The following is a 23,373-nucleotide window of genomic DNA, read 5'->3' as shown; positions in this document are numbered from 1 at the left end:
CCATGGCAGCGGGGGCGCGTCGGTGGCAGCTGCGACTCGGCGTGCTGCTGGTCGCCGTCGGCCTGCTGCTCGTGGGGTACGTCGGCTGGGAGTTCTACGGCACCGACGTCGTCGCCCATCGGCACCGCGACCAGGTGCTCGGAGAGCTGCAGCGTGCCTGGGACCGCGGCGAGACCGAAGCACGGACCGCACGTGGCACCACCCGCGGCGTGATCCGCATCCCGCGCTTCGGCGCGCACTATCGCGTGCCCGTCCTCGAGGGCACCTCCGACACGGTGCTGGCGACCGGCTTCGGCCACTACACCGGCACGGCGGGACCAGGTCAGGTCGGCAACTTCGCGATCGCGGCCCACCGGGTGACGCACGGGCAGCCGCTGCGCGACATGCCGGAGCTCCGGGTCGGCGACCTGGTCCACGTCGACACCGCGACGACGACGTACACCTATCGGCTGACGACGGGCGGCGACGACCTGGTCGTGCCGTTCACCGCCGGCTGGGTGCTCGACCCGCTGCCCCAGAACCCCGGCAGCGGCGCGGAGCCGCCCCAGCGGGAGGGCGAGCGGCTCATCACGCTCACCACCTGCTCGGAGCTGTTCCACACCGACGACCGGCTCGTCGCGTTCGGCATCCTGGTCGGCACCTCACCACGGAAGTGACTTGCCAGTAACATCACGGCATGACGACCACTGCTGCCGCCTCCGCCACCGGCTCCGAGCTCAAGGCCACCATCTCCGTCGCTGCCTCGCCCGCGCAGGTCTGGGCGCTCGTGACGGACGTGAGGCGGATGGGTGAGTGGAGCCCCCAGGTGGTGAGGACGCTGGTGCTCGGCGGACCCGTCCGCGAGGGGACCCGATTCGCCAACCTCAACCACCAGGGCTGGAAGCACTGGCCGACGTCCGCGAAGGTCGTCCGGTTCACGCCGCACAGCGACTTCGCGTTCCGCATCACGGAGAACCGCACCGTGTGGTCGTTCCAGCTCGAGCCGACCGCCGACGGCGGCACGTTCGTCACGCACCGCAGGGAGACCCCCGACGGGATCTCAGCGGTCTCGAACCTCCTGGTCGGACGTTTCCTCGGCGGCCAGGAAACGTTCGTCCCCGAGCTCCTCGAGGGCATGGGTCAGACCCTCGACCGGGTCAAGGACCACATCGAGTCCGGGGTTTAGGCCCCTCGAAACCTGGATTGTGGCCTGAAATGGAGAGTGGCCCGTGCGTGCGCACGGGCCACAATTCAGGTTTCGAGGGGCCTAAACCCCAGACTCCATGATCACTCGCCGGAGATGAACTTCTCCAGCAGGACGCGACCCTCGGTGTCCTCGATCTGGACCGGCGGGCTCTTCATGAGGTACGCCGACGCCGGGATGATCGGGCCGCCGATGCCGCGGTCCTTGGCGATCTTCGCGGCACGGACGGCGTCGATGATGATGCCGGCGCTGTTGGGCGAGTCCCAGACCTCGAGCTTGTACTCGAGGTTCAGCGGGACGTCACCGAAGGCGCGACCCTCGAGGCGGACGTAGGCCCACTTGCGGTCGTCGAGCCACTGGACGTAGTCCGACGGGCCGATGTGGACGTTCTTGTCGTCGATCTTGCCGGCCAGGGGGCCGTTCAGGTTCGAGGTGACGGCCTGCGTCTTCGAGACCTTCTTGGACTCCAGGCGCTCACGCTCGAGCATGTTCTTGAAGTCCATGTTGCCGCCGACGTTGAGCTGGTAGGTGCGGTCCAGCACCACGCCGCGGTCCTCGAACAGCTTCGCCATGACGCGGTGGGTGATGGTGGCACCGACCTGCGACTTGATGTCGTCGCCGACGATCGGGACGCCAGCGGCCTCGAACTTCGCGGCCCACTCGGGGTCGGAGGCGATGAAGACCGGGAGCGCGTTGACGAAGGCGACGCCCGCGTCGATCGCGCACTGGGCGTAGAACTTGTCGGCCTGCTCGGAGCCCACCGGGAGGTAGGAGACGAGGACGTCGACCTCGGCGTCCTTGAGGGCCTGGACGACGTCGACCGGGTCGGCCGCCGACTCCTCGATGGTCATCCGGTAGTACTTGCCGAGGCCGTCGAGCGTCGGGCCGCGCTGGACCTCGACGTTCTTGAACGGGACGTCGGCGATCTTGATGGTGTTGTTCTCAGAGGCGTTGATCGCCTCGGAGAGGTCCTTGCCGACCTTCGTGTCGTCGACGTCGAACGCGGCGACGAACTGCACGTCGGAGACGTGGTAGTCGCCGAACTTGACGTGCATGAGACCGGGGACGGTGCCCGACGGGTCGGCGTCCTTGTAGTACTCGACACCCTGGACCAAGGAGCTGGCGCAGTTGCCGACTCCCACGATTGCTACGCGTACCGAACCCATCAGGGCTCCCTTCCTAGTGCTGAGAAGCGTGCGGTTCGCCCTCGGTGGAGCTCCGCTGACTGGTGCTTACTTCGGGACTTGTTGCTGGGTTCCTCTCGGCGTTGATGAGGTCGGAGAGCCACCGCACCTCTCGCTCGACCTGTTCCACGCCGTGCCGTTGCAGCTCGCCGGCGTAGCGGTCGACCTCCGCCTGGGTCATCGCCAGCTCGCGCTGAACGCGGTCCAGCCGCTCCTGGAGCCGGGTGCGACGCCCTTCGAGGACGCGCAGCCTGATCTCCATGTCGGTGCGACCGAAGAACGCGAACCTGATGTCGAAGTTGTCGTCCTCCCACGCGGTGGGACCGACCTCCGACATCAGGCGCTCGAACTCCCGATGTCCCGCCTCGGTGACCCGGTAGACGATCCGCGGGCGACGCGTCACCGGGGTGACCGACGCCGTCTCCTCCTCGATGAGGTGGGCCCGCAACATCTTCTTCAGGGTCGGATAGAGCGAGCCGTATGACAGCACCCGCCCCCAACCGAGCATGAGGTTGAGCCGCTTGCGCAGCTCGTAGCCGTGCATAGGACCCTCGTGCAGCAGTCCGAGGACTGCCAGCTCGATGGTCTCTGCGCGACGTGCCATGAGACCTATCGTAGCGATATATCCGCGTGTTGCGAACTGGCGGTACATCGGCGGGTCATGTCGGGGTCACCGAATGGTCCGCTCGGCGGGTGTCTGCCGACGATCAGGAATCTCTAGGGTTCGGCCCGTAACCTGTTCCCCCGTGAGTTCTCCGACCCCCCAGAGCAACGGCAGTGGCCGGCGCCGTGCGCCGGCCAAGAAGGCACCCGCCGGGGGGCGGGGCTCGACGTCCAAGACCGCCAAGAAGCCGCCGCGCACCGTCAAGGGCTGGTTGCTGTGGCTGCTGAAGTGGGGCCTCGTCGCCGCGCTCGGCCTCGTCGTCGTGCTGGCGATCGTGCTCTTCGTCGCCTACCAGAAGACGACGATCCCGAGCCCCAACAAGGCGTTCCAGACCCAGACGACGAGCATCTACTACGCCGGCGGCAAGAGCAAGATCGGCCAGTTCGCGGTGCAGAACCGCGAGTCGATCCCGTACTCCCAGATGCCCGACTGCATGAAGCAGGGCGTCGTGGACGCGGAGAACAGGTCGTTCTGGACCGACAAGGGCATCGACCCCAAGGGGATCATCCGCGCCGCCTTCAGCAACGCGAAGGGCGGCCAGACGACGCAGGGCGCCTCCACGATCACCCAGCAGTACGTGAAGATCCTCTACCTCAACCAGGAGCGGACCTACACGCGCAAGATCAAGGAGGCGTTCCTCTCCCTCAAGCTGCAGCGCACGCTGAGCAAGCAGCAGATCCTCGAGGGCTACCTCAACACCATCTACTTTGGTCGGGGCGCCTACGGCATCCAGGCGGCGTCGCAGGCGTACTTCGACAAGCCGGCGGCCAAGCTCGACCTGCAGCAGTGCGCGGTGCTCAGCGCGGTGCTCAACAACCCGTACGGGCTCGACCCGAACAACGGTGACGCCAGCAAGGCGGCGCTGCTCGCCCGCTACCGCTACGTCCTGAACTCGATGGCCAACGTCGGCGACATCACCGACACGCAGGCCGCGCAGGCCGAGACCGCGCTGCCGAAGTTCCCCAAGGCCAAGGCGAGCTCGGCCAAGGGCGGCCAGAAGGGCCACATGCTCACCATGGTCGAGAGCGAGCTGCACAGCCTCGGCTTCTCCGACCAGGAGATCTCCGGTGGTGGTCTGCGGGTGACGACGACCTTCGACAAGCAGGCCATGGCCAACGCCGAGGAGGCCGTCAAGGAGGTCGCGCCGAAGGAGACCAAGGACGGGTCCGCCAAGATCACCGACAAGCAGCTCCACGTCGGCGTCGCATCGGTCGTGCCCGGCACCGGGGCCCTCGTCGGTTTCTACGGCGGTCAGGACTTCCTGAAGTCGGAGATCAACTGGGCCTCCGCGGGCGGCATGGCCGGCTCGACGATGAAGCCGTTCACGCTGGCGACCGCGCTGGAGAACGGCTACTCACTGAAGGACACCTTCGACGGCAACTCGCCGTTCACCTACCCGGGGTCGACGCTCCAGGTCCACAACGAGGGTGAGCAGGCGGGCGAGGCCAACGGTCACTCGTACGGCGCGCACATCACGGCGACCACGGCGCTCGAGCAGTCTGTCAACACCGCGTTCGTCGACATGTCGAGCTCGATCCCGAACGGCCCGAAGAAGATCTACGCGACCGCGACGAAGATGGGCCTCGCGCCGGAGAAGCCCGAGAAGGACCTGCCGGGCATCCCGGCCCGGACCCCCGACCTGTCGCCGAAGGACAGCCTCATCACGCTCGGCCGGGCGCAGGTCAGCCCGATCAACATGGCCAACGCGTACGCGACCATCGCGGCCGGCGGCAAGCGCGCCGACGTCCACGTCATCACGAAGGTCGTCGACCGCAGCGGCACCGTGCGCTACCAGTACAAGAACCACACCCAGCAGGCCATCGGCGCGGACATCGCCGCCGACACCGGTTACGCGATGCAGCAGGTCGTGAAGTCCGGCACGGGTCGCAGCGCGCTGGCGCTGGGCCGCCCGGCCGCCGGCAAGACCGGCACGGCCACCAACGACAAGGGCCAGGTCTCCTCGGCCTGGTTCGTCGGGATGACGCCGCAGCTGTCGACGGCCGTCGTCTACGTGCGAGGCACCGGTCGCGAGCAGCTCGACGGCTGGATGCCGTCGTACTTCGGTGCGGACTATCCGACCGACACGTGGCTCGCTGTGATGAACCGCGACCTCGAGGGCCAGCCGGTCGAGGACTTCCCGCCGCCGGCGAACGTCGACGGCAAGGCGCCGACGAGCGGGCACGACCCGGTGCCGACGCAGGCCCCGCCGCCGCCGAAGCCGACGAAGACCAAGACGCCGAAGCCGACCAAGACCACGGCTCCGCCGCCGCCCGCGACGACGTCCGCGGCCCCGCCGCCCCCGTCCTCGTCGGCTCCCCCGACACCGCCGCCGACGTCGCCGACGATCGGCGTCACGCCCCAGCCGACCACCCCGGGTCCGGGGTCCGGCGGACCGAACCAACGCGCCAAGCTGGACTGAGCAACGGTCCGGCATGAGCGTCGTACACCCCACCCAGGATGACCCCGTCGCCCTCGCCCTGAGCGAGGGCATCGGGGGCCAGCGGGGTGAGCACGCGGGGCGGCACCGCTGGTGGACGCCGGTGCGCATCCTGCTCCTGCTGACCGCGATGACCTTCGCGCTCGGGATGGTGCAGAAGTCGGGATGCTTCGACGACACCTGGGAGGACGGCACCGGCCGCTACACCCAGATGTGCTACTCGGACCTGCCCTACCTCTACACGGCGCGCGGCTTCGCCGAGCTGAACTGGCCCTACAGCTCCGACCCGCAGGTGCGCGCGCGGTACGAGGTCATGGAGTATCCGGTCGGCATCGCCTACTGGGCGTACGGCGCCGCCTGGGTCACCCACTGGCTGAACGGGTCCCCCTCGCTCGACAACCGGTACGTCGCACCCGTCTCCGACCTGTGGGGCATGCCCGACGTCCATCGGGAGATCAGGCTCTACGTGGTCGTGAACGCGATCGGGTTCGCGATCCTCGCGCTGGCCTCCACCTGGCTGCTCGCCGGCGTCCGGCCGCGGCGGCCGTGGGACGCCGCACCCTTCGCGCTGGCGCCGGCGATGGTCGCGGCCGGGCTGGTGAACTGGGACATGGTCGCCGTCGTGTGCGTGGCGGGCGCGCTGTTCGCCTGGTCGCGCGGCAGGCCCGGCTGGACCGGTGTGATGATCGGGCTGGGCACGGCGGCGAAGCTCTATCCGCTCTTCCTCCTCGGCGCGGTCCTGATCCTCGCGTGGCGCACTCGCCGGTGGGGCGATCTCGCACTCGCGAGCGCCGGCGCCGCCGCCTCCTGGGTCCTGGTGAACCTGCCGGCCTACCTGTCCGGGCCGGACCAGTGGAAGGTCTTCTGGTCGTTCAACTCGGGGCGCGCCGCCGACCTCGGCTCACTCTGGCTCGCGGCCTCGGACGTCTTCCACACCACGTTCGCCGTGTCGACGATCAACTCCTGGTCGTGGCTCCTGTTCGGCGCCTGGTGCGCGGCCGTCCTGGTGGTCGGCATGCTGGCCCGGCGTACGCCGACCTTCGCCGAGCTGGGTCTGCTGATCGTCACCGGCTTCCTGCTGGTGAACAAGGTCTACTCCCCGCAGTACGTGCTGTGGCTGCTGCCGCTCGCCGTGCTCGCGCGGCCCAAGTGGCGCGACCAGCTGGTCTGGCAGGGGGCCGAGCTCGTCTACTTCGCGAGCGTGTGGTGGTACCTGGGGACGTTCCTCAACTCCGGTGCCGGCGACAAGCACCCGTTCTACAGCCTGGCGGTGCTCGTCCGGGTCGCCGGTGAGCTCTACCTGGTCGCGCTCGTGGTGCGGTCGTGGTTCACGCTGCGGCGCGAACCTCAGCTGACGGAGACCGAGTCGAACGTCGTGGCGGTGTAGCGGACCCTCACGTCCAGCGACTCGCCGACGTCCGGCACGCGGGCGCCGCGCGGCAGGAGAAGCATCGAGGCCTGCATGTGCGGGGGCTCGGCGAAGTGCAGCGATCGCCCGTCCAGGACGTACGGCGACCGCAGCACGCCCAGCGACTCCAGCCCGCCCTTCGCTGCCACGGCGGCGCGACCCCGCAGGCCCGCGCCACCGGACGGTGCCGCCAGGCCGATGCCGTGCGCGGTGCCGCCGGAGACGATCAGCAGGTGGCTCGCGGTGCCGGGCGCCGGCGTGTGCCGCTGCCGGTAGCCGAAGGTCTCGCCGCGCGAGATCGGGTGGACGTCGAGGACCTTCGCGGTGACCGAGAGTGCGCCCCGGTCGCCGAGCCACAGGCTCGTGCCGACACGCGGGCGGATGGTGATGTCCGGATAGCCGGCGCGCAGTCGGCCCAGCTCGGCCGGCGTCATGTGGCTGATCCAGACGGTGGTCGCCTCGGCGCCGACGACGTCGTCCATCAGGCGGAGCGCCTCAGGCAGGTTGGCGCCGGTCATCGGGAGGTGGATGCTGACGCCCTCGACCCGGACGCGGCGCCGGGCGACCGGCGCGGTGTCCCAGAGCTCGACGGCGGTCATCCCGTGGCGCCGCATCGAGGTCATCCGCTCGAGCACGACGCGGGCACCCGGCTGCCGGGCGGCCAGTGTGCCGAGGTCGGCCGGCCGGGAGACCGTGTGGACCACGCGGCGGTGGAGCTCGGGGGCGAGCGGGGCGACCCACGGCCGCCACGGCGTCAGGACCAGCAGCGAGCCCGGGAACCGGTCGGCCACCTCGGGCAGCTCGTCGTACGTGCCGACGGCGAGGGTGTCCGTCTCCAGCCACTCGGAGCGGCGGGCGAGCCGGGCGAGGCCGAGGCCGTAGCCGTTGCCCTTGGCGACCGGCACCAGGCCCGGGGCGGACTCGGCGACGGAGCGGAGGTGGGCGCGCCAGCGGGGCCCGTCGACGTGCAGGTCGAGGCTCACCGCGTCACCCCCGCCGGCTCATGTAGAGGGTGAAGGCCTTGTAGAGGAGGGGACGCAGGGGCAGGTCCCACTCGCCGGCGTACTCCACGGCCTGGCCGCCGGTGCCCGCCTTGAACTGGATGAGCCCCACGTGCGGGTCGTCGACGGACAGGGTCGGGGTGATCCCGCGCAGGTCGTAGACGTCGCAGCCGGCCGCGATCGAGTCGCGCATCATCGCCCACTGCAGGGCGTTGGAGCCGCGCACGTCGCGCTTCTCGGTCGAGGACGCGCCGTAGGAGTACCAGGCGTGGGTGCCCACCCGGACCAGGATCGTGGCTGCGACCAGGTCTCCCTCGTGCCGGGCCAGGTAGAGCGTGATGCGCTCGGGGTCCTCGGAGCGCATGGCGTCGACCATGGTGCGGAAGTAGGACAGCGGCCGCGGGGTGAAGTGGTCGCGCTCGGCCGTGTGGACGTAGAGCTCGTGGAACGCCTCGAGATCGCCGCCTCCGCCGTCGGAGACGCTGACCTCGACGCCCTCCTTGTCGGCGCGCTTGATGTTGCGGCGCCAGAGCTGGTTCATGCCCTTGAGGACGTCGTCCTCGGACCGTCCGGCCAGGGGGATCTCGTAGGTGTACTGCGGCTGGCCGAGGCCGAACCCGTCCTCGGGCGACTGCGGGATCCAGCCTGCCTCGCGCAGCTGGCTCACCACGCGGGCGCCGGCGGGCTCACGGTGCTCGGGGGCCAGGTCCGCGAGACGACGTACGTCGTCAGAGGCGACGCCCTCCTTGACCTGGGCCGCGCTCCACGTCGCCGTGCGCACGGGCGGCCCGATGCGGACGGCGAACGCGCCGTTGGCCTTGAGGTGGTCGGCGAGCGGGCCGAGCCAGTCCTGCAGCGTCCACTCGTCGAGGGCGCCGGACCAGTCGATCGCCGGACCCTCCGGCAGGTAGGCGAGCGTGTAGCGCTTCAGCTTCGGCACCGGGCGGTGCAGCACGAGCCCGGCACCCACCAGGCGGTCACCGTCGAACCAGCCGAGCGACTCCGAGCGCCACTCCGTCTTCACGCGACCCCACGCGGGGGTCTGGAGGAAGCTCACCGACCGCTGCCGCGAGACGAAGGCGAGGTGTTCCTCGGCGCTGATCGGTCGGATGGTGAGAGCCACACCGAGACCCTAGAGGACGGTCGAAGCCCGTCGTGCGCTCGCCCGGGCGCGACGGCGCCGGATCGAGACGAGATCGGCAGAACCCTCCCGGACGGGGCCGATCGGTGCCACGCTGGGTCTGGGCCGCTAGCCCGTCCACGTCGAAAAAAGTTCTCGGAGCCGTGTATCAACGCCTCCCTTCGGTGCTCCTCGGGGGACGTGACAGTGACGAGCACTCAGGGAGCAAGACCCATGAGCAGCAGCACGATCACCGAACGCGGTGACGCCGGGCAGGCGCCCGGCGGCGTGTGGGCGCGGTCCGCAGACGCCTTCGACCGGTGGATAGCGGGGGATCCATCGGCGTTGGACGACCTGGTGCGGGTGATGACACCCGTGCTGTGGCACGTCGTGCGGGCCTACCGGCTGGACGCCGAGCTTGCGGAGGACGTCATCCAGAGCACCTGGCTGGCTTTCGTCCGACGCAGCTCGACGATCCTCGACACCGCGGCCGTCGGTGGCTGGCTCACCATGACGGCGCGCCGGGAGGCCTGGCGCGTCGCCAAGGGGGCCGGTCGGGCCACGCCGACCGACGAGGAGGAGCTGGCGCCGCACCTGCCGCGGCAGCGTTCGGCCGAGACCGATGCGGTCGAGGCCGACCGTCGACGACGCCTATGGGGGGCTGTCGACGGGCTGCCCGAGCGGTGCCGCCGGCTCCTCCGCGTCGTGGCGTTCGAGAACCGACCCGACTACGCCAGTCTCGCCAGCGAGCTGGGGATGCCCATCGGCAGCATCGGCCCGACCCGCGGCCGCTGCCTGGCGAAGCTCCGGGTCGCCCTGATCGAAGCAGGAGAGCTGTGATGACTGAGATGAGCCGCGAGCAGCTCCTCGCCGTGGTGCGTTCCGTGTACGCCGAGAGCGACCCCGTCCCGGAGGGGCTGGTCGAGCGGATGCAGGCGACCGCCCACGACGCTGCCGACGACCTCGGGATGAGCCTGGAGCTGGAGCTGATGACCCTGCTGGAGCAGAGCACCGAGCTGGTCGGCACCCGCAGCGAGGCGACGACCCGGTCGGTCTACACGCTGCGGTTCGTGCACGGCCAGGTCGACCTGCTGCTGCGCGTCGCACCCGAGGGTGAGCGCAGCCGGATCGACGGCTGGGTGGTCCCACCGGAGCCCATCACGGTCCGCGTCCTGCACGACGACGGCACGGTCCTGGCGGCGCTCGTCAGCGACACCGGCCGCTTCGACATCCCCGACGTACCGCTCGGCCTGGTGCGGCTGCGGCTCGAGCCGCACGACGACCGGGCGCCTTTCGTGACCCCCACCTTCGAGATCTGAGAGGGCAACATGCCGCTGCGAAACCCCGCCGAGACCTGGCTCAGCCCCGGGCTGGGAGACACCGGTCGTGTCCTCGACCCGGAGACTGCACCGACCTACGGGACAGGCACGGTCAGCTCGACGCGGTACGACGCCGCGCAGCTCCTCATCGCCGAGACCGACGAGGGCTACAAGGATCGGATGGACACCCTCAGGATCGCGGCGGAGAAGCTCGGCTGGGACATCGAGCGGACCGAGCTCGCACCGGGTCTCAGCACCGTCGAGGTCCGGCCCAAGGAGGACGAGGTCTCGCAGCCGCCGGACGCGTGGCTGCTCCTGCAGCACGCCCGGATGAGCGCGGGCGGCACCCTGCGCGCCGTCGCACTCGACCATCACCTCGACTCCCCCGGCATCGAGCCGAACCCGGTCGAGCTCTCGCACCCGGTCGAGCTGTCGCACCCGGTGGAGCTGTCGCACCCCGTCGAGCTGTCGCACCCGACCTCGACGTACGGCGTCCCGGGGTTCGGTGGCCGGCAGCCGGTCGCCGTGGTCGGTGGCCCTCCGCCCCGCCACGAATCGGTCAAGGGTCGGCGGCCTGTCGTCGCGATCCTGGACACCGGCGTCGCTCACCACCCGTGGCTCTCCGGCGTGGTCGAGTCCGACATCGCCGCCGCGGACGGGAACCCGATCGGTTACAAGCACACCGTCGACTACGCACCCGGGACGCGCAGCAAGGACAAGGACGAGTCGATCGACGGCGCCCTCGAGCCGCTGCTCGGACACGGCACCTTCATCGCCGGGGTCATCCGGCAGGTCTGCACCGACGCGGACATCATCTCCTGGCGGATCGTGCCCGAGGAGGGCCCGATCAAGGAGAGCGCGTGGCTCAAGTGCCTGCACCAGATCCTCCAGCTCGTCAGGATCGCCGTGGACGAGGAGGAGCGAGAGGTCCCGCAGCACGAACGCAAGGGCGTGCTCATCGACGTGCTCAGCCTGTCGATGGGCTACTACCACGAGAGCCACAAGGACGCGCTGTTCGACGAGATCGTGCGTCCGCTCATGGACGACTTCGGCAAGCTCGGCGTCGTGGTCGTGTGCTCGGCGGGCAACGACTCCACGCGCCGCCCGTCGTTCCCGGCGGCGTTCGCGCCCTGGGACCCGGCCGACGAGGGACACACCCACCACCCCGAGCGCTACCGCACGCACGCCAAGCAGGTGCCGCTGGTCTCGGTCGGCGCGAGGAACCCGAACGGCACCGGAGCGTTCTTCTCCAACGCGGGCCCCTGGGTCCGCGCGTGGACGACCGGTGCGGCTGTCGTCAGCACGATGCCGCGTCGCAACGGCAGCCTGTTGCCGGTCGCCGGCGAGGACGTCGACGGCATGCGTCGTGAGTGCATCGATCCCGACGACTTCACCGGCCGTTTCGCGGTCTGGAGCGGTACGTCGTTCGCGGCGCCGAACGTGGGGGCCCAGATCGCGGCGGCGCTGCTGAAGTACTTCGACAAGCACGGCGTCGACGACCGCAGGGGCGCGCGCGTCAAGCGTGGATGGGACGTCGTCACCGACGTCGCGGGCATCAAGCCGCACCACTGACGTCGTCCCCGGCGTCCAAACCCGTGCCGTGATCGTCGAAAGAGCGACATGATCGGAGGGTGACGACCGCCGGCGAGCTGCACAAGCGTGGGGTGGCGGCGCTGAACACGCGCCGCTATCCGGTGGCCGCGTCGCTCCTGCGCCGTGCCGCCGTCGCCGCTGTCGCGGCCGAGGACGCCGACCGTCACGCCCGGGTCATCGCCAGCCAGGCCTTCCTCGACTACGAGACCGGATCGATCGAGGATGCTTTCGCCTCGCTGGAGCGCGCGCTCGCGGGCGACGGGCTCTCGGGGGACACCCGTGGCGTCCTCCAGTGCCAGCACGCGATGCTCCTGCTGCGGCACGGTGAGACGGCCGCGGCGCTGGAGGCGTTCGAGTCCGGTATCCGTCGGCTCGAAGACCCGGTCGAGCTCGCTCGCGCGCTGGTCAACCGGGGCGGGGTGAGGCTCGCGCAGGGCCAGCCGCGAGAGGCATCGACCGACTTCGAGCGGGCGCTCACGCTGATGACCGCCGCCGGACGGACGGACGAGGCGGTCGCGGCCCGACACAACCTCGGCTACGCGTCGTTCCTGGTGGGTGACCTCGTCGCCGCCCTCGGACACATGGACGCGAGTCGGGAGCGGATGTCGGCGATGTCGCCCGTGATGGCGGCCACCGCAGCCCAGGATCGCGCCGAGGTGCTGCTCGCGGCCGGCCTGGTCTCGCTGGGGCGCCGCGACCTGGCGGCGGCGGCCACCGACTTCGGCCGACACCGGCTCGGCCAGCGCCGAGCGGAGGCCGAGCTCGCGCTGGCGCGCACCGTGGTCGTCTCGGACCCGGCGGCCGCCCTGCGCGCCGCCCGCACAGCCTCCCGCCGCTTCGCGCGGGTCGGAGCAGAGTCGTGGCGGGTCCGCGCCGACAGCGTGGCGCTGGTCGCCGCGGTCCGGACGGGGCGACCGGGAAGGTCCTTCGTGCAGCGCGCCGACGAGCTCGAGGCGGGGCTGCGCGCCCAAGGGCTCACGTGGGGTGCCCACAGCCTTCATCTGACCGCGACCCTGGGCCAGGTGCGCCAGGGCGACGTGGCCGACGCGCGTCGGCGCCTCCGGGACGCCAGACTGCCGCGGCGGGCACCCCTCGCCGTGCGGCTCCTGGACCGCGAGACACGTGCCGAGCTCGCGGCAGCCCAGGGACAGCGTGCCGCGGCGTTCGGCCACCTGCGGGCCGGGTTGGAGGAGCTGCACGCCTGGCAGTCGTCGTTCGGCTCGCTCGACCTGCAGACCAACGTCGCGGGCCATGGCGTCCGTCTCGGCACGCGGGGGCTCGCGCTTGCGGTCGAGTCCGGTCGGCCGGCCACGCTCTTCGAGTGGTCCGAGCGCGCGCGCATGCTCGCCTCCCGGGTGCAGCCGGTGCGCGCCCCGCAGAACCCCGAGATCGTGGCCGGGCTCGCGGAGCTTCGTGACGGGGTGACGCAAGCGCGCGAGGCCGAGCTTCGCGGACGCATCCGCGAGCTCGCCTGGCGAAGCGACGGGTCCCGCGAGGTGATGGACCCGGTCTCGCTCGAGGAGCTGCAGGGGGCGCTCGGCGACGAGACCGCGCTGGTGGCGTACGTCGTCACCTCGGATCGCCTGGTCGCCCTCGTCGTCACGGCCGCGCGCATCGGGTGGCACGATCTCGGCCCGCGCTCGGCACTCGACGCCCTGCTCGGCGGCCTGCTGCCCGACCTCGACATGGCGGCCTCCGAGCTCCCCGACCCGATCGGCCCGGTGGTGCGCGGCGGGCTCGTCGGCCGGCTGCAGCAGCTGGCGGGGTTGCTCGTCGCACCACTGACCGGCGACCTCGGGGACCGCGCCGTGGTGCTCACCCCGTCCGGCGTCCTGGCCGGTATCCCGTGGACGGTGTTGCCCGGATTCGCCGGGCGCCCGGTCACCGTCGCGCAGTCGGCCACCACCTGGCTGGCCCGTGCCGCGAGCCCGCTCCGAACCGCCTCGGCCGGCCTCGTCGCCGGTCCCCGGGTCGCCCGCGCCGAGGACGAGGTCACCGCGTCGGCCAAGGAGTGGCCGGCGGCGACCGTGCTGACGAACTCCGCCGCGACCGCCGAGGCCGTCTCCGCGCTCGCGGCCAGCGTCGACGTCCTCCACGTCGCCGCGCACGGCCAGCACTCGGCTGAGAACCCGCTCTTCTCCGGTCTCCAGCTCCATGACGGGCTCTGGTTCGGCTACGACATCGACCAGCTCTCGTCGGTGCCCGACGTCGTGCTGCTGAGCGCCTGCGAGGTCGGTCGCTCGACGGTGCGGTGGGGCGAGGAGCTGATCGGCATGGCGACCGCCTGGCTGCACGCCGGCGCCCGCTGCGTGATCGCCTCCCCGGCGGCCGTGGCCGACCAGGCGGCGTACGACGCACTGGTGGCCGTCCACCGCGGGCTGGCCAACGGCCTCGCGCCGGCGGCCGCGCTCGCGGCTGCGGTGCCGGCTCCGACGGCCGAACGGCCACCGGTGCCGTTCATCTGCTTCGGCTGACCGGTATCAGGTCCGCGTCACCACGCTCCTCAGCAACAAGTCGTCAACGAGGAGCGAGTCATGAGCGTCATGCAGACCATGTCCGACACGATCTCCATCCACACCGTCCGCGACCCTGCCGCCGGCGCCCTCGTCGAGATCGACGCCGGCAACCGGCTGGACGTCAGGTTCAGCGGGACCGGCCTGGTGTCACGCTGGGAGGTCGTCGACCGACCGTGCAACCTCGTGCCGCTCGCGGTGGGGCGTACGTCGTTCAGCTTCCTGGCGTTCCGGTCGGACGTGCCGGTGCAGGAGTTGGTGCTGCGTCGCACGGGCGGTGTCAGGACCGGCGAGACCCGCGTCGTGCGGGTCGTGACGCACCCGTAGAACCTTCGCCGAGTCGGCGCATCTTCGCGCTCTGGGGACGCGGAGTCGGCGCATCTTCGCGCGCTGGGGAGGCCGAGTCGGCGCATCTTCGCGCGCTGGGGACGCCGAGTCGGCGCATCTTCGCGCGCTGGGGACGCCGAGTCGGCGCCTCCTGACATCAGGCGTGCGAGGTTGCGCCGACTCGAGGGTCTGAGGGTGCGAGGTTGCGCCGACTCGAGGGTCTGAGGGTGCGAGGTTGCGCCGACTCGGCACTCAGGAGTCGATCCGCTCCCGGAGCCAGGCGAAGTCGGACCGGTGCTCGCCGGCGCCGCCGGGCGTCTCGCACACCACCGGAGCGCCGGCATCGCGCACCACCGCGGCCAGCAGGTCCGGGTCGATCCGGCCGGCGCCGAAGTTCGCGTGCCGGTCGGCACCGGAGTCGAAGTCGTCGCGTGAGTCGTTGGCGTGCACCAGGTCGATGCGACCCGTGATCTTGCGGACGTCCTCGACGATGGTCTCCAGCGGGTTGCCGCCCGCGTGCGCGTGGCAGGTGTCGAGGCAGAAGCCGACGCGGTCGAACTGCTCGGTCGCGGAGATCGCGTCCCACACCCCGGCGATGCGCTCGAGGTAGCGGGCCATGGCGTTGTCGCCGCCGGCGGTGTTCTCGATGAGCAGCGGCAGCTTCAGGTCGGTCGCCTCGACCGCCTTGCGCCAGTTGTCGAAGCCCTTGGCGGGGTCGTCGGCCTTGTTGACGTGGCCGCCGTGCACGATCAGCCCCTTCGCGCCGATCGACGCGGCCGCGTCGACGTGCTGCTGCAGCAGCTTGCGTGACGGGATCCGGATCCGGTTGTTCGTGGTCGCGACGTTGATGATGTACGGCGCGTGCACGTAGAGGTCGATCCCGGCGGCCTCGGCATCGGCGCGCAGGGCGTCGGCGCCGCCGGCGTACGCGAACTCGGGGCCCTTGTAGTCCTGCGGGTCGCCGAGGAAGAACTGCACCAGCGTCGTGCCGCGCGCCTTCGCCTCCGCGATCGGGTCGGTCTGGTCGACATGGGCTCCGATGACCACCATGCGCACCAGCCTAGGTGCCGCCGGGGACAGTCCGTCCGACTGGCGACCCGACGTACCCACGGGGGGTATCGTCGAGCGTATGACCCACGCACACCCCGGCTACGCCGACCGCAAGGTCGACCACCTCAAGCGCCTGCGCCGCATCGAGGGGCAGATCCGTGGCCTGCAGCGGATGGTCGAGGAGGAGCAGTACTGCATCGACGTCCTCACCCAGGTCTCCGCCGCCACCAAGGCGCTCCAGTCGGTCGCGCTGAGCCTCCTCGACGAGCACCTGGGCCACTGCGTCGCCGACGCGGTCAAGGAGGGCGGCGCCGACGCCGACGCCAAGCTCAAGGAGGCCAACGAGGCGATCGCCCGGCTCGTACGGTCGTGACGGCGTTCACGCGTGGCCTCTGGCCCGCGCCGGGCCCCATGACGACCTAGAGTCGCGACGTGCCCCGGATCGACCTGTCCCTGCCCGAGCTCTGGGAGTACCGCCCCGAGCTGCCCGAACCGCCCGGCTTCGACGCGTTCTGGTCGCGCACGCTGACCGAGCAGTCTGCCGTGCCGCTGCACGTGAGCCTCGAGCCCGTCGACAACGGGCTCGTCGCGGTGGACACCTTCGACCTGACCTTCTCGGGCTTCGGCGGCGACCCCGTGCACGGGTGGCTGCACCTGCCGGCGGCTCCGCTGCGCGGCGACGGGCGGCTCGCCGGGATCGTTCAGTTCCAGGGCTACAACGGCGGCCGCGGGATGCCGCACGAGCACGTCTTCTGGGCGCTCGCGGGCTACGCGCACCTGGTCATGGACACACGCGGCCAGGGGAGCGGCTGGACGACGGGTGCGACCGGCGACCCGCACGGCTCCGGGCCGAGCACGCCCGGCTTCCTGACCCGCGGCATCGGCCATCCGGACGCCCACTTCTACCGACGGGTGTACGTCGACGCGGTCCGTGCCGTCGAGGTGCTCCGTCGTCACGAGCTGGTCGACGGCGCCCGCGTCGCCGTGACCGGCATCAGCCAGGGCGGCGGGATCGCGCTGGCGGCCGGCGCGCTTGCCCCGCTCGCCGGGCAGGCCGTCGCCGCCGTCATGCCGGACGTGCCGTTCCTCTGCGACTTCCGTCGGGCCGCCGACCTGCCGACACTCGACCCGTACGCCGAGATCGGCCGCTACCTCTCCGCCCACCGCGACGAGGTCGACCTGGTCTTCACGACGCTGGCGCACTTCGACGGAGCGATCATGGGCCGCCGGGCGACGGCGCCCGCGCTCTTCTCCGTGGCGGTGATGGACACGATCTGCCCGCCGTCGACGGTCTTCGCGGCCTACCGGTCCTACGCGGGACCGAAGGAGCTGGCCGTCTACGAGTTCAACGACCACGAGGGCGGCGGCCCGTTCCAGCAGGCGCGGCAGGCGGCCTGGCTCGCGGAGGTCCTCCGATGAGCGTCGGCACGACCTGGGCCGGGTCGCACACGTACGCCGCCCGCGAGCTGCGCCGTCCGACGTCGCTGGCCGAGCTCGCCGAGCTGGTGGCCGCGGAGCCGCACCTGAGGGCGCTCGGCAGCCGCCACTCGTTCACCGACCTGGCCGACTCCCCCGGCGTGCTGGTCGACGTGACCGGCCTGCCCGGCGAGGTCGAGGTCGACGCGTCCCGGCGGGTCGCGCGGGTCCCGGCGGGACTGCGCTACGGCGACCTCGCGACCACGCTGCACCAGGCGGGCTGGGCGCTGGCCGCGCTCGCCTCGCTGCCGCACATCAGCGTCGCCGGCGCGGTCGCCACCGGCACCCACGGGTCGGGCGACGCGGTCGGGTCGCTGGCGGCCGCGGTGGCCGCGGTCGAGCTGGTGGACGGTCGTGGCGAGCACGTCCGGCTCGCGCGGGGCGACTCCGACTTCCCCGGCGCGGTCGTCGCGCTCGGTGCGCTGGGGATCGTCACGGCCCTGGAGCTCGACGTCGAGCCGACGTACGACGTCCGCCAGGTGGTGCTCGAGGGGCTGACGTGGGACGCGCTGCTCGACCGCACCGACGAGGTCACCGCAGCGGCGTACTCCGTCTCGGTCTTCACGCGCTGGACCGGCGAGCAGGTCGGGCAGGTGTGGCTCAAGGAGCGTGGTGAGCCGCGGGTGCTCGACGGCACGCGTCCGGCGGCCGGGCAGCGGCACATGATCGCCGGCATGGCGGTCGAGAACACCACGCCGCAGCTCGGAGCGCCGGGCCCGTGGCACGAGCGACTGCCGCACTTCCGGATGGGGTTCACGCCGAGCGCGGGCGAGGAGCTGCAGAGTGAGTTCTTCGTGCCGCGCGCCCGCCTCGCCGAGGCTCTCGCCGCGGTGCGCGAGATCGGCGCCGAGCTGGAGCCGGAGCTGCTCGTCTCGGAGGTGCGCACGATCGCGGGCGACGACCTCTGGCTCTCCGGCGCGTACGGCGGCGACGCGGCCGCCCTCCACTTCACGTGGGAGCGCCGGCCGCTGCAGGTGCTGCCGCTGCTGGACCGGCTCGAGCGGGTGCTGCTCCCGCTCGGGGCGCGCCCGCACTGGGGGAAGGTGTTCCGCGCGCACGCGGACGTCGTGACGCCGCGCTACCCGCGGATGGGCGACTTCATCGACCTCGCCGGACGCTTCGACCCGGACGGCCGCCTCCGCAACGAGTGGACCGCACAGACGCTGGGCCTCTGATTTAGGAGCGGCGTCCGGCAGTTGATAGCCTGACGCGTCCCTCTCCGACATGGGAGAGGCACAACCGCATCAGCCCTCCTGCCACGGAGAGACCGTGGCCGCCGAGTCCAGAGGAGGTGGAGATCGCTATGCGTGCATATGAAGTGATGGTCATTCTCGACCCGAGCCTTGACGAGCGCACCGTCGCTCCGTCGCTCGACAAGTACCTCAACGTGGTCCGCAACGACGGTGGAACCGTCGACAACGTGGACGTGTGGGGTCGTCGTCGCCTGTCGTACGAGATCAAGAAGAACGCCGAGGGGATCTACGCCGTGGTCACGCTGACCGCGGAGCCCGCGACGGTCAAGGAGCTCGACCGCCAGCTGACGCTCAACGAGTCCATCCTGCGCACCAAGGTCATCCGCCCGGGCAAGTGAGCCCTGTGGATTGACCCGCCAGTGTCGGCGGCATCCGCAAGGATGGTCTCCGACACCGGCACCGATCAGAACAAGCTAGGGAGTACTCATGGCAGGCGACACCGTCATCACCGTGATCGGCAACCTCACCGACGACCCGGAGCTCCGCTTCACGCCGTCGGGTGCTGCGGTCGCCAACTTCACGGTGGCGTCGACCCCCCGCACCTTCAAGCGTGAGACGAACAGCTGGGAGGACGGCGACACGCTGTTCCTGCGCTGCTCGATCTGGCGCCAGGCTGCGGAGAACGTCGCCGAGTCGCTCACCCGGGGCACTCGCGTCATCGTGCAGGGGCGGCTCGTGTCGCGCTCGTACGAGGACCGCGAGGGCCAGAAGCGCACCGTCAACGAGCTGCAGGTCGACGAGATCGGCCCGTCGCTCACCTGGGCCACCGCCAAGGTGACCCGGGCCTCCCGTCAGGGTGGTGGCGGCTTCGGCGGCCAGCAGTCCGGCGGCGGCGGTGGTCAGCAGTCCGGTGGCGGCGCCCCGGCCAACGACCCGTGGGCCACGCCCGCTGCTCCGTCCGCTCCGGCGGGTGGCGGTGGTGGGTACGGCGGCGGTGGCGGCCAGTCCGCTCCCGCCAACGACCCGTGGGGTGCTCCCGGGGTCGGCTCCGACGAGCCCCCGTTCTGATCCTTCCCAACCCGTAACCATTCCGGCACTCAACCCATCAACGGGGCCGGGCTTCTAGAGAGGAAGCACCACAATGGCCAAGGCAGTGATTCGCAAGCCCAAGAAGAAGGTTTGCCAGTTCTGCAAGGAGAAGGCGACCGGCGTCGACTACAAGGACGCCACGCTGCTCCGGAAGTTCATCTCCGACCGCGGCAAGATCCGCGCGCGTCGGGTGACCGGCAACTGCGTCCAGCACCAGCGGGACGTGGCCATCGCCGTCAAGAACGCCCGTGAGGTCGCCCTGCTGCCCTACACCTCCACCGGTCGCTGAGAGAGGAGCTGACACATGGCTACCAAGATCATCCTGACCCAGGAGGTCACCGGCCTCGGCTCCGCCGGCGACATCGTCGAGGTCAAGGACGGCTACGCCCGTAACTACCTCGTCCCGCGCGGCGACGCGATCCGCTGGACCCGTGGCGCCGAGAAGCAGGTCGAGGCCATCAAGTCGGCCCGTGCGGCCCGCGCTCTGCGCGACGCCGACCACGCCGGCCAGATCAAGGCGAAGCTCGAGTCCGCTCCGGTCCAGCTCAAGGTCCGGTCCGGCAAGGAGGGTCGTCTGTTCGGCTCCGTCACCGTGGCCGACGTCGCCGAGGCGCTCTCGGCCGTCGCCGGTGAGTCGGTCGACAAGCGCACCGTGGTGATCGGCAACCCGATCAAGGCCCTCGGCGCGCACCAGGTCTCGGTCCGGCTGCACGACGAGGTGTCCGCTTCGGTGGCCCTCAACGTCGTTCCTGCCTGACGTTCGAGTCACACGAGCGGGGTCGGTCCTTCGGGATCGGCCCCGTTCGGCATTTCCGGGTCCTTGCCCCGCTGCGGACGTCATACGCCGTGGTTGTCTGGGCGGCCACCCCGTATGACGTCGCGGCCGGCGCCGGACGTCATACGCCGTGGTTGTCTGGGCGACCACCCCGCATGACGTCCTGCCCCCCGCTCCGGACGTCATGCGCCGTGGTGGTCAGGGCGACCACCCCGTATGACGTCCTGCCCCCCGCTCCGGACGTCATGCGCCGTGGTGGTCAGGGCGACCACCCCGTATGACGTCGCGGGTCAGAAGCGGTTGGCGAGGGCGGTCAGCTTCTCGACGTACGCCGGCCAGTCGTAACCGTCCGGGATGTTGGTGTTGTCCGGGTGCAGTCCCACGGCCCCGTCGTGCAGCTCGCGGATGATGTCGGCCTGGCCGGCGTGACGGGCGGTGTCGTCGATGACGCGCACGACCAGGTGGTGCAGGTTGGCTCGGGCGATGTCCTCCGGCCACCACGGGACCCGGCCGACCGTGTCGAGCGGCAGCTCGTCGATCGTGGTGCGGGCAGCCTCCCCGACGCGGTGGTAGAGATCGATGATGCCGCTGGTCGTCTCGTCCTCGGTGGCGTACCAGTCGGCCTGCGGGTCGGCCGCGTACGCCTCGAACGGCACGAGCAGGTGCTGGTCGGGGAAGGTGCGCCCGAAGGTCATGCCGAGGTAGCCCCACTCCACGTTGGCGCAGTGCTTCACGATCCCGATCAGGCTCGTGCCTGTCGGGGTGCGCGGCATTCGCAGGTCGCGCTCCGAGAGCCCCTCGAGCTTCAGGAGCAGCCCTTCTCGGCCGCGCTGGAGGTAGTGCTTGAGGATCGCCTTCGGGTCGAACAGGTCGCTGAAGTCGCTCATGCGCTCACGCTAGGCGGGGGCACCGACAACCAGCCACGCGTTTCCCCGGGCGCGGTGGACGAGCACGACGAGCCGGGCGCCCATGAAGACCACCGAGAAGGCGATCCACACCGTCGCCAGCGAGCTGTGCAGCAGCAGCACCACGGGTGCGTAGACGAGCAGGGTCACGAGGCCGCCGTACGCCAGGTAGCGGCCGTCGCCGGCGCCGATGAGCACGCCGTCGAGCACGAACACGATGCCGCAGACCGGTTGTGTGACCGCGACGATGAGCAGCACCGGCACGAGCAGCTCCCGCACGGCGTCGTCGCCGGTGAACAGCCTGCCCAGGAACGGGCTGGTGGCCGCGAGCAGGATCCCCGTCGCCACGCCCGAGACGACGCCCCACCAGACCATCCGCGCGGTGATCGAGCGGGTGCCGACCACGTCGCCCGCGCCGAGGGATCGGCCGGTGAGGGCCTGCGCCGCGATGGCGATCGCGTCGAGCACGAAAGCCAGGAACGTCCACAGCGTGAAGGCGATCTGGTGAGCGGCGAGCTGGGCGTCCTGGTCGGAGAGGGAGACCAGCGTGACGGCGTACGTCGTCACGAGCAGCGCGGCCCGGAGCGTGAGCGTGCGGACGACGAGCGGGACGCCGCTCCGCCCGGCTCGGCGGATGCCGGCGAGATCGGGTCGCAGGGGAGCCCGGTGGCGTCGTGCGCCGCGGACGACGACGGCGGCGAGCGTCATGGCCGACAGCACCTGGGCGATCACCGAGCCGGTCGCCGAGCCCGCGATGCCCCAGCCGTCGAAGGGGCCGAAGCCGTAGACCAGCAGCAGGTTGAGCACGATGTTGAGCAGGTTGCCGCCGACGGCGACGACGAGCGGCGTACGGGTGTCCTGGAATCCGCGCAGCACGCCGGTCGCGGCGAGCATCACCAGGAGCGGGGTGACACCGAGGACGGCGATGCGGAGGTAGGTCGTCCCGTGCTCGACCACCGCGCCGTGGGCGCCGACAGCGCGCACCAGCGGCCCGGCGAGGAGCAGGCAGGGGAGGGTGACGAGCACGCCGATGACGACCGCGAGCCAGAGCCCGTCGACGCCCTGCGCGATCGCGCCGCGCAGGTCGCCCGCGCCGACCCGGCGCGCGACGCTGGCGGTGGTGCCGTACGCCAGGAAGACGCAGATGCCGACGATCGTCTGGAGGACCGCGCCGGCGACGCCGAGCCCCGCGAGCTGAGCGGTGCCGAGGTGGCCGACGATCGCGGAGTCTGCGAGCAGGAACAGGGGCTCGGCGACCAGAGCGAGGAACGCGGGGACCGCAAGACGCACGATCTCGCGGTCGTGGGTGCGGTCCATGTCAGAGCACGATAGGGGGCTCGGCAGGACCGGTGGAAAACCGGGGGATAACTATTGTCCTGGGACGGTCCCAGGCCGATTGTCGACAAACCGGCACGAAACCGGCACATGGCCGGGAAGTGAACTGGATCACTCCCGAACTATTTTCGCTGCACACCCCTGGGATACCGTTTGTCCAGGTCAGACGCCGATTATGGGTTGGGCGGGTTAGTGGGTCCACAGGGCCCTCCCCAGTGAGTGCACACCTCACCGCGTGTCGTCCACGGGGATCCGTGAGTTATCCACACCCCCCTGTGGACAACGCGATTTCACAGCACCACCTGAGGGACCTACGGTGGCACATCCGCACCCCCCGAAGAGTCCTCGGGCCGAGGGGTGCCGGACACGCACGTGCGGGGCTGTCGGTGCCCGCGTCTAGCGTGCAGGACAGTGGGTCGAGACACGCGAGTGGTGCGGAGGAGCGAGCAGTGAGCGTCACCGAGTCCGACCCCCGGCGCATCCCGGACCCGCCGTACGACGAGTGGGGCGACGGTCCGGTGGCGCACGAGCCGGGCGAGCGTCGCAGCTCCTCGGCGATCGACCGCACGCCGCCGCAGGACATGGCGGCCGAGCAGTCGGTGCTCGGCGCGATGCTCATCTCCAAGGACGCCATCGCCGACGTCACCGAGGCGATCCGAGGGGTCGACTTCTACCGGCCGGCGCACGAGACGATCTTCGACGTCGCCATCGACCTGTACGGCCGCAACGAGCCGGTCGACATGGTCACCGTCGCGGCCGAGCTTCAGCGGCGCGGCGAGCTGCAGAAGATCGGCGGGGCGC

The 23,373-nt window shown here is 70.9% G+C and carries 24 protein-coding genes; 17 read left to right on the top strand and 7 right to left on the bottom strand.

Translation table 11 applies throughout. From position 1 onward, the window contains the following. Window positions 1-2: 2 nt before the first annotated feature. A complete protein-coding gene (locus tag ABD205_RS04355) occupies window positions 3-656 on the top strand; it encodes a class E sortase (protein ID WP_344042782.1) in 654 nt (217 codons plus the stop codon). Window positions 657-676: 20 nt separating this feature from the next. After that, window positions 677-1,165, top strand: coding sequence for an SRPBCC family protein (locus tag ABD205_RS04350; protein ID WP_344042780.1), 489 nt, complete (start codon window positions 677-679; stop codon window positions 1,163-1,165). Window positions 1,166-1,266: 101 nt separating this feature from the next. Here ABD205_RS04350 and ABD205_RS04345 read toward each other — a convergent pair whose 3' ends face one another. Beyond that, window positions 1,267-2,349, bottom strand: a complete 1,083-nt coding sequence (locus ABD205_RS04345; protein ID WP_344042778.1) for an inositol-3-phosphate synthase — start codon at window positions 2,347-2,349, stop codon at window positions 1,267-1,269. A 13-nt stretch (window positions 2,350-2,362) separates the two neighbouring features. Further along, a complete protein-coding gene (locus ABD205_RS04340) occupies window positions 2,363-2,971 on the bottom strand; it encodes a PadR family transcriptional regulator (RefSeq protein WP_344042776.1) in 609 nt (202 codons plus the stop codon). 142 nt (window positions 2,972-3,113) lie between these two features. On the opposite strand from ABD205_RS04340, the gene ABD205_RS04335 reads away from it, so the two are divergent. Further along, window positions 3,114-5,450, top strand: a complete 2,337-nt coding sequence (locus ABD205_RS04335) for a transglycosylase domain-containing protein (protein ID WP_344042774.1) — start codon at window positions 3,114-3,116, stop codon at window positions 5,448-5,450. 13 nt (window positions 5,451-5,463) lie between these two features. Then, entirely contained in the window at window positions 5,464-6,855 is a 1,392-nt protein-coding gene (locus ABD205_RS04330) for a glycosyltransferase family 87 protein (protein ID WP_344042772.1), read from the top strand. Here ABD205_RS04330 and ABD205_RS04325 read toward each other — a convergent pair. Next, on the bottom strand, window positions 6,816-7,859 hold the full coding sequence (locus ABD205_RS04325; protein WP_344042770.1) for an alanine racemase: 1,044 nt from the start codon (window positions 7,857-7,859) through the stop codon (window positions 6,816-6,818). The genes ABD205_RS04330 and ABD205_RS04325 overlap by 40 nt on opposite strands. Window positions 7,860-7,863: 4 nt before the next feature. Continuing rightward, window positions 7,864-9,000: a lipid II:glycine glycyltransferase FemX gene (locus ABD205_RS04320; protein WP_344042768.1), complete on the bottom strand. Its 1,137-nt coding sequence runs from the start codon at window positions 8,998-9,000 to the stop codon at window positions 7,864-7,866. Between the two features lie 231 nt (window positions 9,001-9,231). On the opposite strand from ABD205_RS04320, the gene ABD205_RS04315 reads away from it, so the two are divergent. The 5 genes from ABD205_RS04315 to ABD205_RS04295 are packed head-to-tail and all read left to right on the top strand — an operon-like array spanning window position 9,232 to window position 14,749. Then, window positions 9,232-9,837: an RNA polymerase sigma factor gene (locus ABD205_RS04315; RefSeq protein ID WP_344042766.1), complete on the top strand. Its 606-nt coding sequence runs from the start codon at window positions 9,232-9,234 to the stop codon at window positions 9,835-9,837. Next, complete coding sequence (locus ABD205_RS04310; RefSeq protein ID WP_344042764.1) at window positions 9,837-10,316, top strand: hypothetical protein; 480 nt, start codon at window positions 9,837-9,839, stop codon at window positions 10,314-10,316. The genes ABD205_RS04315 and ABD205_RS04310 overlap by 1 nt, the downstream gene beginning before the upstream one ends. Window positions 10,317-10,325: 9 nt before the next feature. Next, a complete protein-coding gene (locus ABD205_RS04305) occupies window positions 10,326-11,888 on the top strand; it encodes a S8 family peptidase (RefSeq protein ID WP_344042763.1) in 1,563 nt (520 codons plus the stop codon). Between the two features lie 59 nt (window positions 11,889-11,947). Beyond that, window positions 11,948-14,383: a CHAT domain-containing protein gene (locus ABD205_RS04300; RefSeq protein ID WP_344042761.1), complete on the top strand. Its 2,436-nt coding sequence runs from the start codon at window positions 11,948-11,950 to the stop codon at window positions 14,381-14,383. Between the two features lie 60 nt (window positions 14,384-14,443). Then, window positions 14,444-14,749, top strand: coding sequence for a hypothetical protein (locus tag ABD205_RS04295; protein ID WP_344042759.1), 306 nt, complete (start codon window positions 14,444-14,446; stop codon window positions 14,747-14,749). Window positions 14,750-15,001: 252 nt separating this feature from the next. On the opposite strand, the gene ABD205_RS04290 is transcribed toward ABD205_RS04295, so the two are convergent. Continuing rightward, window positions 15,002-15,799 (bottom strand): deoxyribonuclease IV, encoded by a 798-nt coding sequence (locus ABD205_RS04290; protein WP_425572776.1) that lies wholly within the window; start codon window positions 15,797-15,799, stop codon window positions 15,002-15,004. Window positions 15,800-15,878: 79 nt separating this feature from the next. Here ABD205_RS04290 and ABD205_RS04285 point away from each other — a divergent pair, with 79 nt between their 5' ends. The 7 genes from ABD205_RS04285 (at window position 15,879) to rplI (ending at window position 20,314) form a co-directional block, all read left to right on the top strand. Then, window positions 15,879-16,172 (top strand): metal-sensitive transcriptional regulator, encoded by a 294-nt coding sequence (locus ABD205_RS04285; protein ID WP_344042757.1) that lies wholly within the window; start codon window positions 15,879-15,881, stop codon window positions 16,170-16,172. Between the two features lie 59 nt (window positions 16,173-16,231). Next, window positions 16,232-17,218, top strand: coding sequence for an acetylxylan esterase (locus ABD205_RS04280; RefSeq protein ID WP_344042755.1), 987 nt, complete (start codon window positions 16,232-16,234; stop codon window positions 17,216-17,218). Beyond that, window positions 17,215-18,450: an FAD-binding protein gene (locus tag ABD205_RS04275; protein ID WP_344042753.1), complete on the top strand. Its 1,236-nt coding sequence runs from the start codon at window positions 17,215-17,217 to the stop codon at window positions 18,448-18,450. The genes ABD205_RS04280 and ABD205_RS04275 overlap by 4 nt, the downstream gene beginning before the upstream one ends. Window positions 18,451-18,578: 128 nt before the next feature. Further along, window positions 18,579-18,866 (top strand): 30S ribosomal protein S6, encoded by a 288-nt coding sequence (rpsF, locus tag ABD205_RS04270; protein WP_344042751.1) that lies wholly within the window; start codon window positions 18,579-18,581, stop codon window positions 18,864-18,866. Between the two features lie 88 nt (window positions 18,867-18,954). Further along, window positions 18,955-19,536, top strand: coding sequence for a single-stranded DNA-binding protein (locus tag ABD205_RS04265; RefSeq protein ID WP_344042748.1), 582 nt, complete (start codon window positions 18,955-18,957; stop codon window positions 19,534-19,536). Between the two features lie 73 nt (window positions 19,537-19,609). Continuing rightward, window positions 19,610-19,846, top strand: a complete 237-nt coding sequence (rpsR, locus tag ABD205_RS04260) for a 30S ribosomal protein S18 (protein ID WP_008355445.1) — start codon at window positions 19,610-19,612, stop codon at window positions 19,844-19,846. A 15-nt stretch (window positions 19,847-19,861) separates the two neighbouring features. After that, window positions 19,862-20,314 (top strand): 50S ribosomal protein L9, encoded by a 453-nt coding sequence (gene rplI / locus ABD205_RS04255; protein WP_344042733.1) that lies wholly within the window; start codon window positions 19,862-19,864, stop codon window positions 20,312-20,314. A gap of 308 nt (window positions 20,315-20,622) precedes the next feature. On the opposite strand, the gene ABD205_RS04250 is transcribed toward rplI, so the two are convergent. Both ABD205_RS04250 and ABD205_RS04245 read right to left on the bottom strand, forming a co-directional pair. Further along, a complete protein-coding gene (locus ABD205_RS04250) occupies window positions 20,623-21,219 on the bottom strand; it encodes a DinB family protein (protein WP_344042731.1) in 597 nt (198 codons plus the stop codon). A gap of 9 nt (window positions 21,220-21,228) precedes the next feature. Further along, window positions 21,229-22,554: an MATE family efflux transporter gene (locus ABD205_RS04245; RefSeq protein WP_344042729.1), complete on the bottom strand. Its 1,326-nt coding sequence runs from the start codon at window positions 22,552-22,554 to the stop codon at window positions 21,229-21,231. A gap of 536 nt (window positions 22,555-23,090) precedes the next feature. Between ABD205_RS04245 and ABD205_RS04240 the strand changes: the two genes are divergently transcribed. Then, the coding region (locus ABD205_RS04240; RefSeq protein WP_344044456.1) for a DnaB-like helicase N-terminal domain-containing protein at window positions 23,091-23,373 on the top strand (283 nt) is incomplete at its 3' end.

It is taken from the genome of Nocardioides panacihumi, from assembly GCF_039530925.1.
GTDB lineage: Bacteria > Actinomycetota > Actinomycetes > Propionibacteriales > Nocardioidaceae > Nocardioides > Nocardioides panacihumi.
This window is presented reverse-complemented; position numbering and strand designations above follow the sequence as displayed.

Bases quoted from the DNA above. Each gene is read 5' to 3' on its own strand.
- ABD205_RS04355 (WP_344042782.1), top strand. From the start codon at position 3: ATGGCAGCGGGGGCGCGTCGGTGGCAGCTGCGACTCGGCGTGCTGCTG.
- ABD205_RS04350 (WP_344042780.1), top strand. From the start codon at position 677: ATGACGACCACTGCTGCCGCCTCCGCCACCGGCTCCGAGCTCAAGGCC.
- ABD205_RS04345 (WP_344042778.1), bottom strand. From the start codon at position 2,349: ATGGGTTCGGTACGCGTAGCAATCGTGGGAGTCGGCAACTGCGCCAGC.
- ABD205_RS04340 (WP_344042776.1), bottom strand. From the start codon at position 2,971: ATGGCACGTCGCGCAGAGACCATCGAGCTGGCAGTCCTCGGACTGCTG.
- ABD205_RS04330 (WP_344042772.1), top strand. From the start codon at position 5,464: ATGAGCGTCGTACACCCCACCCAGGATGACCCCGTCGCCCTCGCCCTG.
- ABD205_RS04315 (WP_344042766.1), top strand. From the start codon at position 9,232: ATGAGCAGCAGCACGATCACCGAACGCGGTGACGCCGGGCAGGCGCCC.
- ABD205_RS04310 (WP_344042764.1), top strand. From the start codon at position 9,837: ATGACTGAGATGAGCCGCGAGCAGCTCCTCGCCGTGGTGCGTTCCGTG.
- ABD205_RS04305 (WP_344042763.1), top strand. From the start codon at position 10,326: ATGCCGCTGCGAAACCCCGCCGAGACCTGGCTCAGCCCCGGGCTGGGA.
- ABD205_RS04295 (WP_344042759.1), top strand. From the start codon at position 14,444: ATGAGCGTCATGCAGACCATGTCCGACACGATCTCCATCCACACCGTC.
- ABD205_RS04290 (WP_425572776.1), bottom strand. From the start codon at position 15,799: ATGGTGGTCATCGGAGCCCATGTCGACCAGACCGACCCGATCGCGGAG.
- ABD205_RS04285 (WP_344042757.1), top strand. From the start codon at position 15,879: ATGACCCACGCACACCCCGGCTACGCCGACCGCAAGGTCGACCACCTC.
- ABD205_RS04275 (WP_344042753.1), top strand. From the start codon at position 17,215: ATGAGCGTCGGCACGACCTGGGCCGGGTCGCACACGTACGCCGCCCGC.
- rpsF (WP_344042751.1), top strand. From the start codon at position 18,579: ATGCGTGCATATGAAGTGATGGTCATTCTCGACCCGAGCCTTGACGAG.
- ABD205_RS04265 (WP_344042748.1), top strand. From the start codon at position 18,955: ATGGCAGGCGACACCGTCATCACCGTGATCGGCAACCTCACCGACGAC.
- rpsR (WP_008355445.1), top strand. From the start codon at position 19,610: ATGGCCAAGGCAGTGATTCGCAAGCCCAAGAAGAAGGTTTGCCAGTTC.
- rplI (WP_344042733.1), top strand. From the start codon at position 19,862: ATGGCTACCAAGATCATCCTGACCCAGGAGGTCACCGGCCTCGGCTCC.
- ABD205_RS04250 (WP_344042731.1), bottom strand. From the start codon at position 21,219: ATGAGCGACTTCAGCGACCTGTTCGACCCGAAGGCGATCCTCAAGCAC.
- ABD205_RS04245 (WP_344042729.1), bottom strand. From the start codon at position 22,554: ATGGACCGCACCCACGACCGCGAGATCGTGCGTCTTGCGGTCCCCGCG.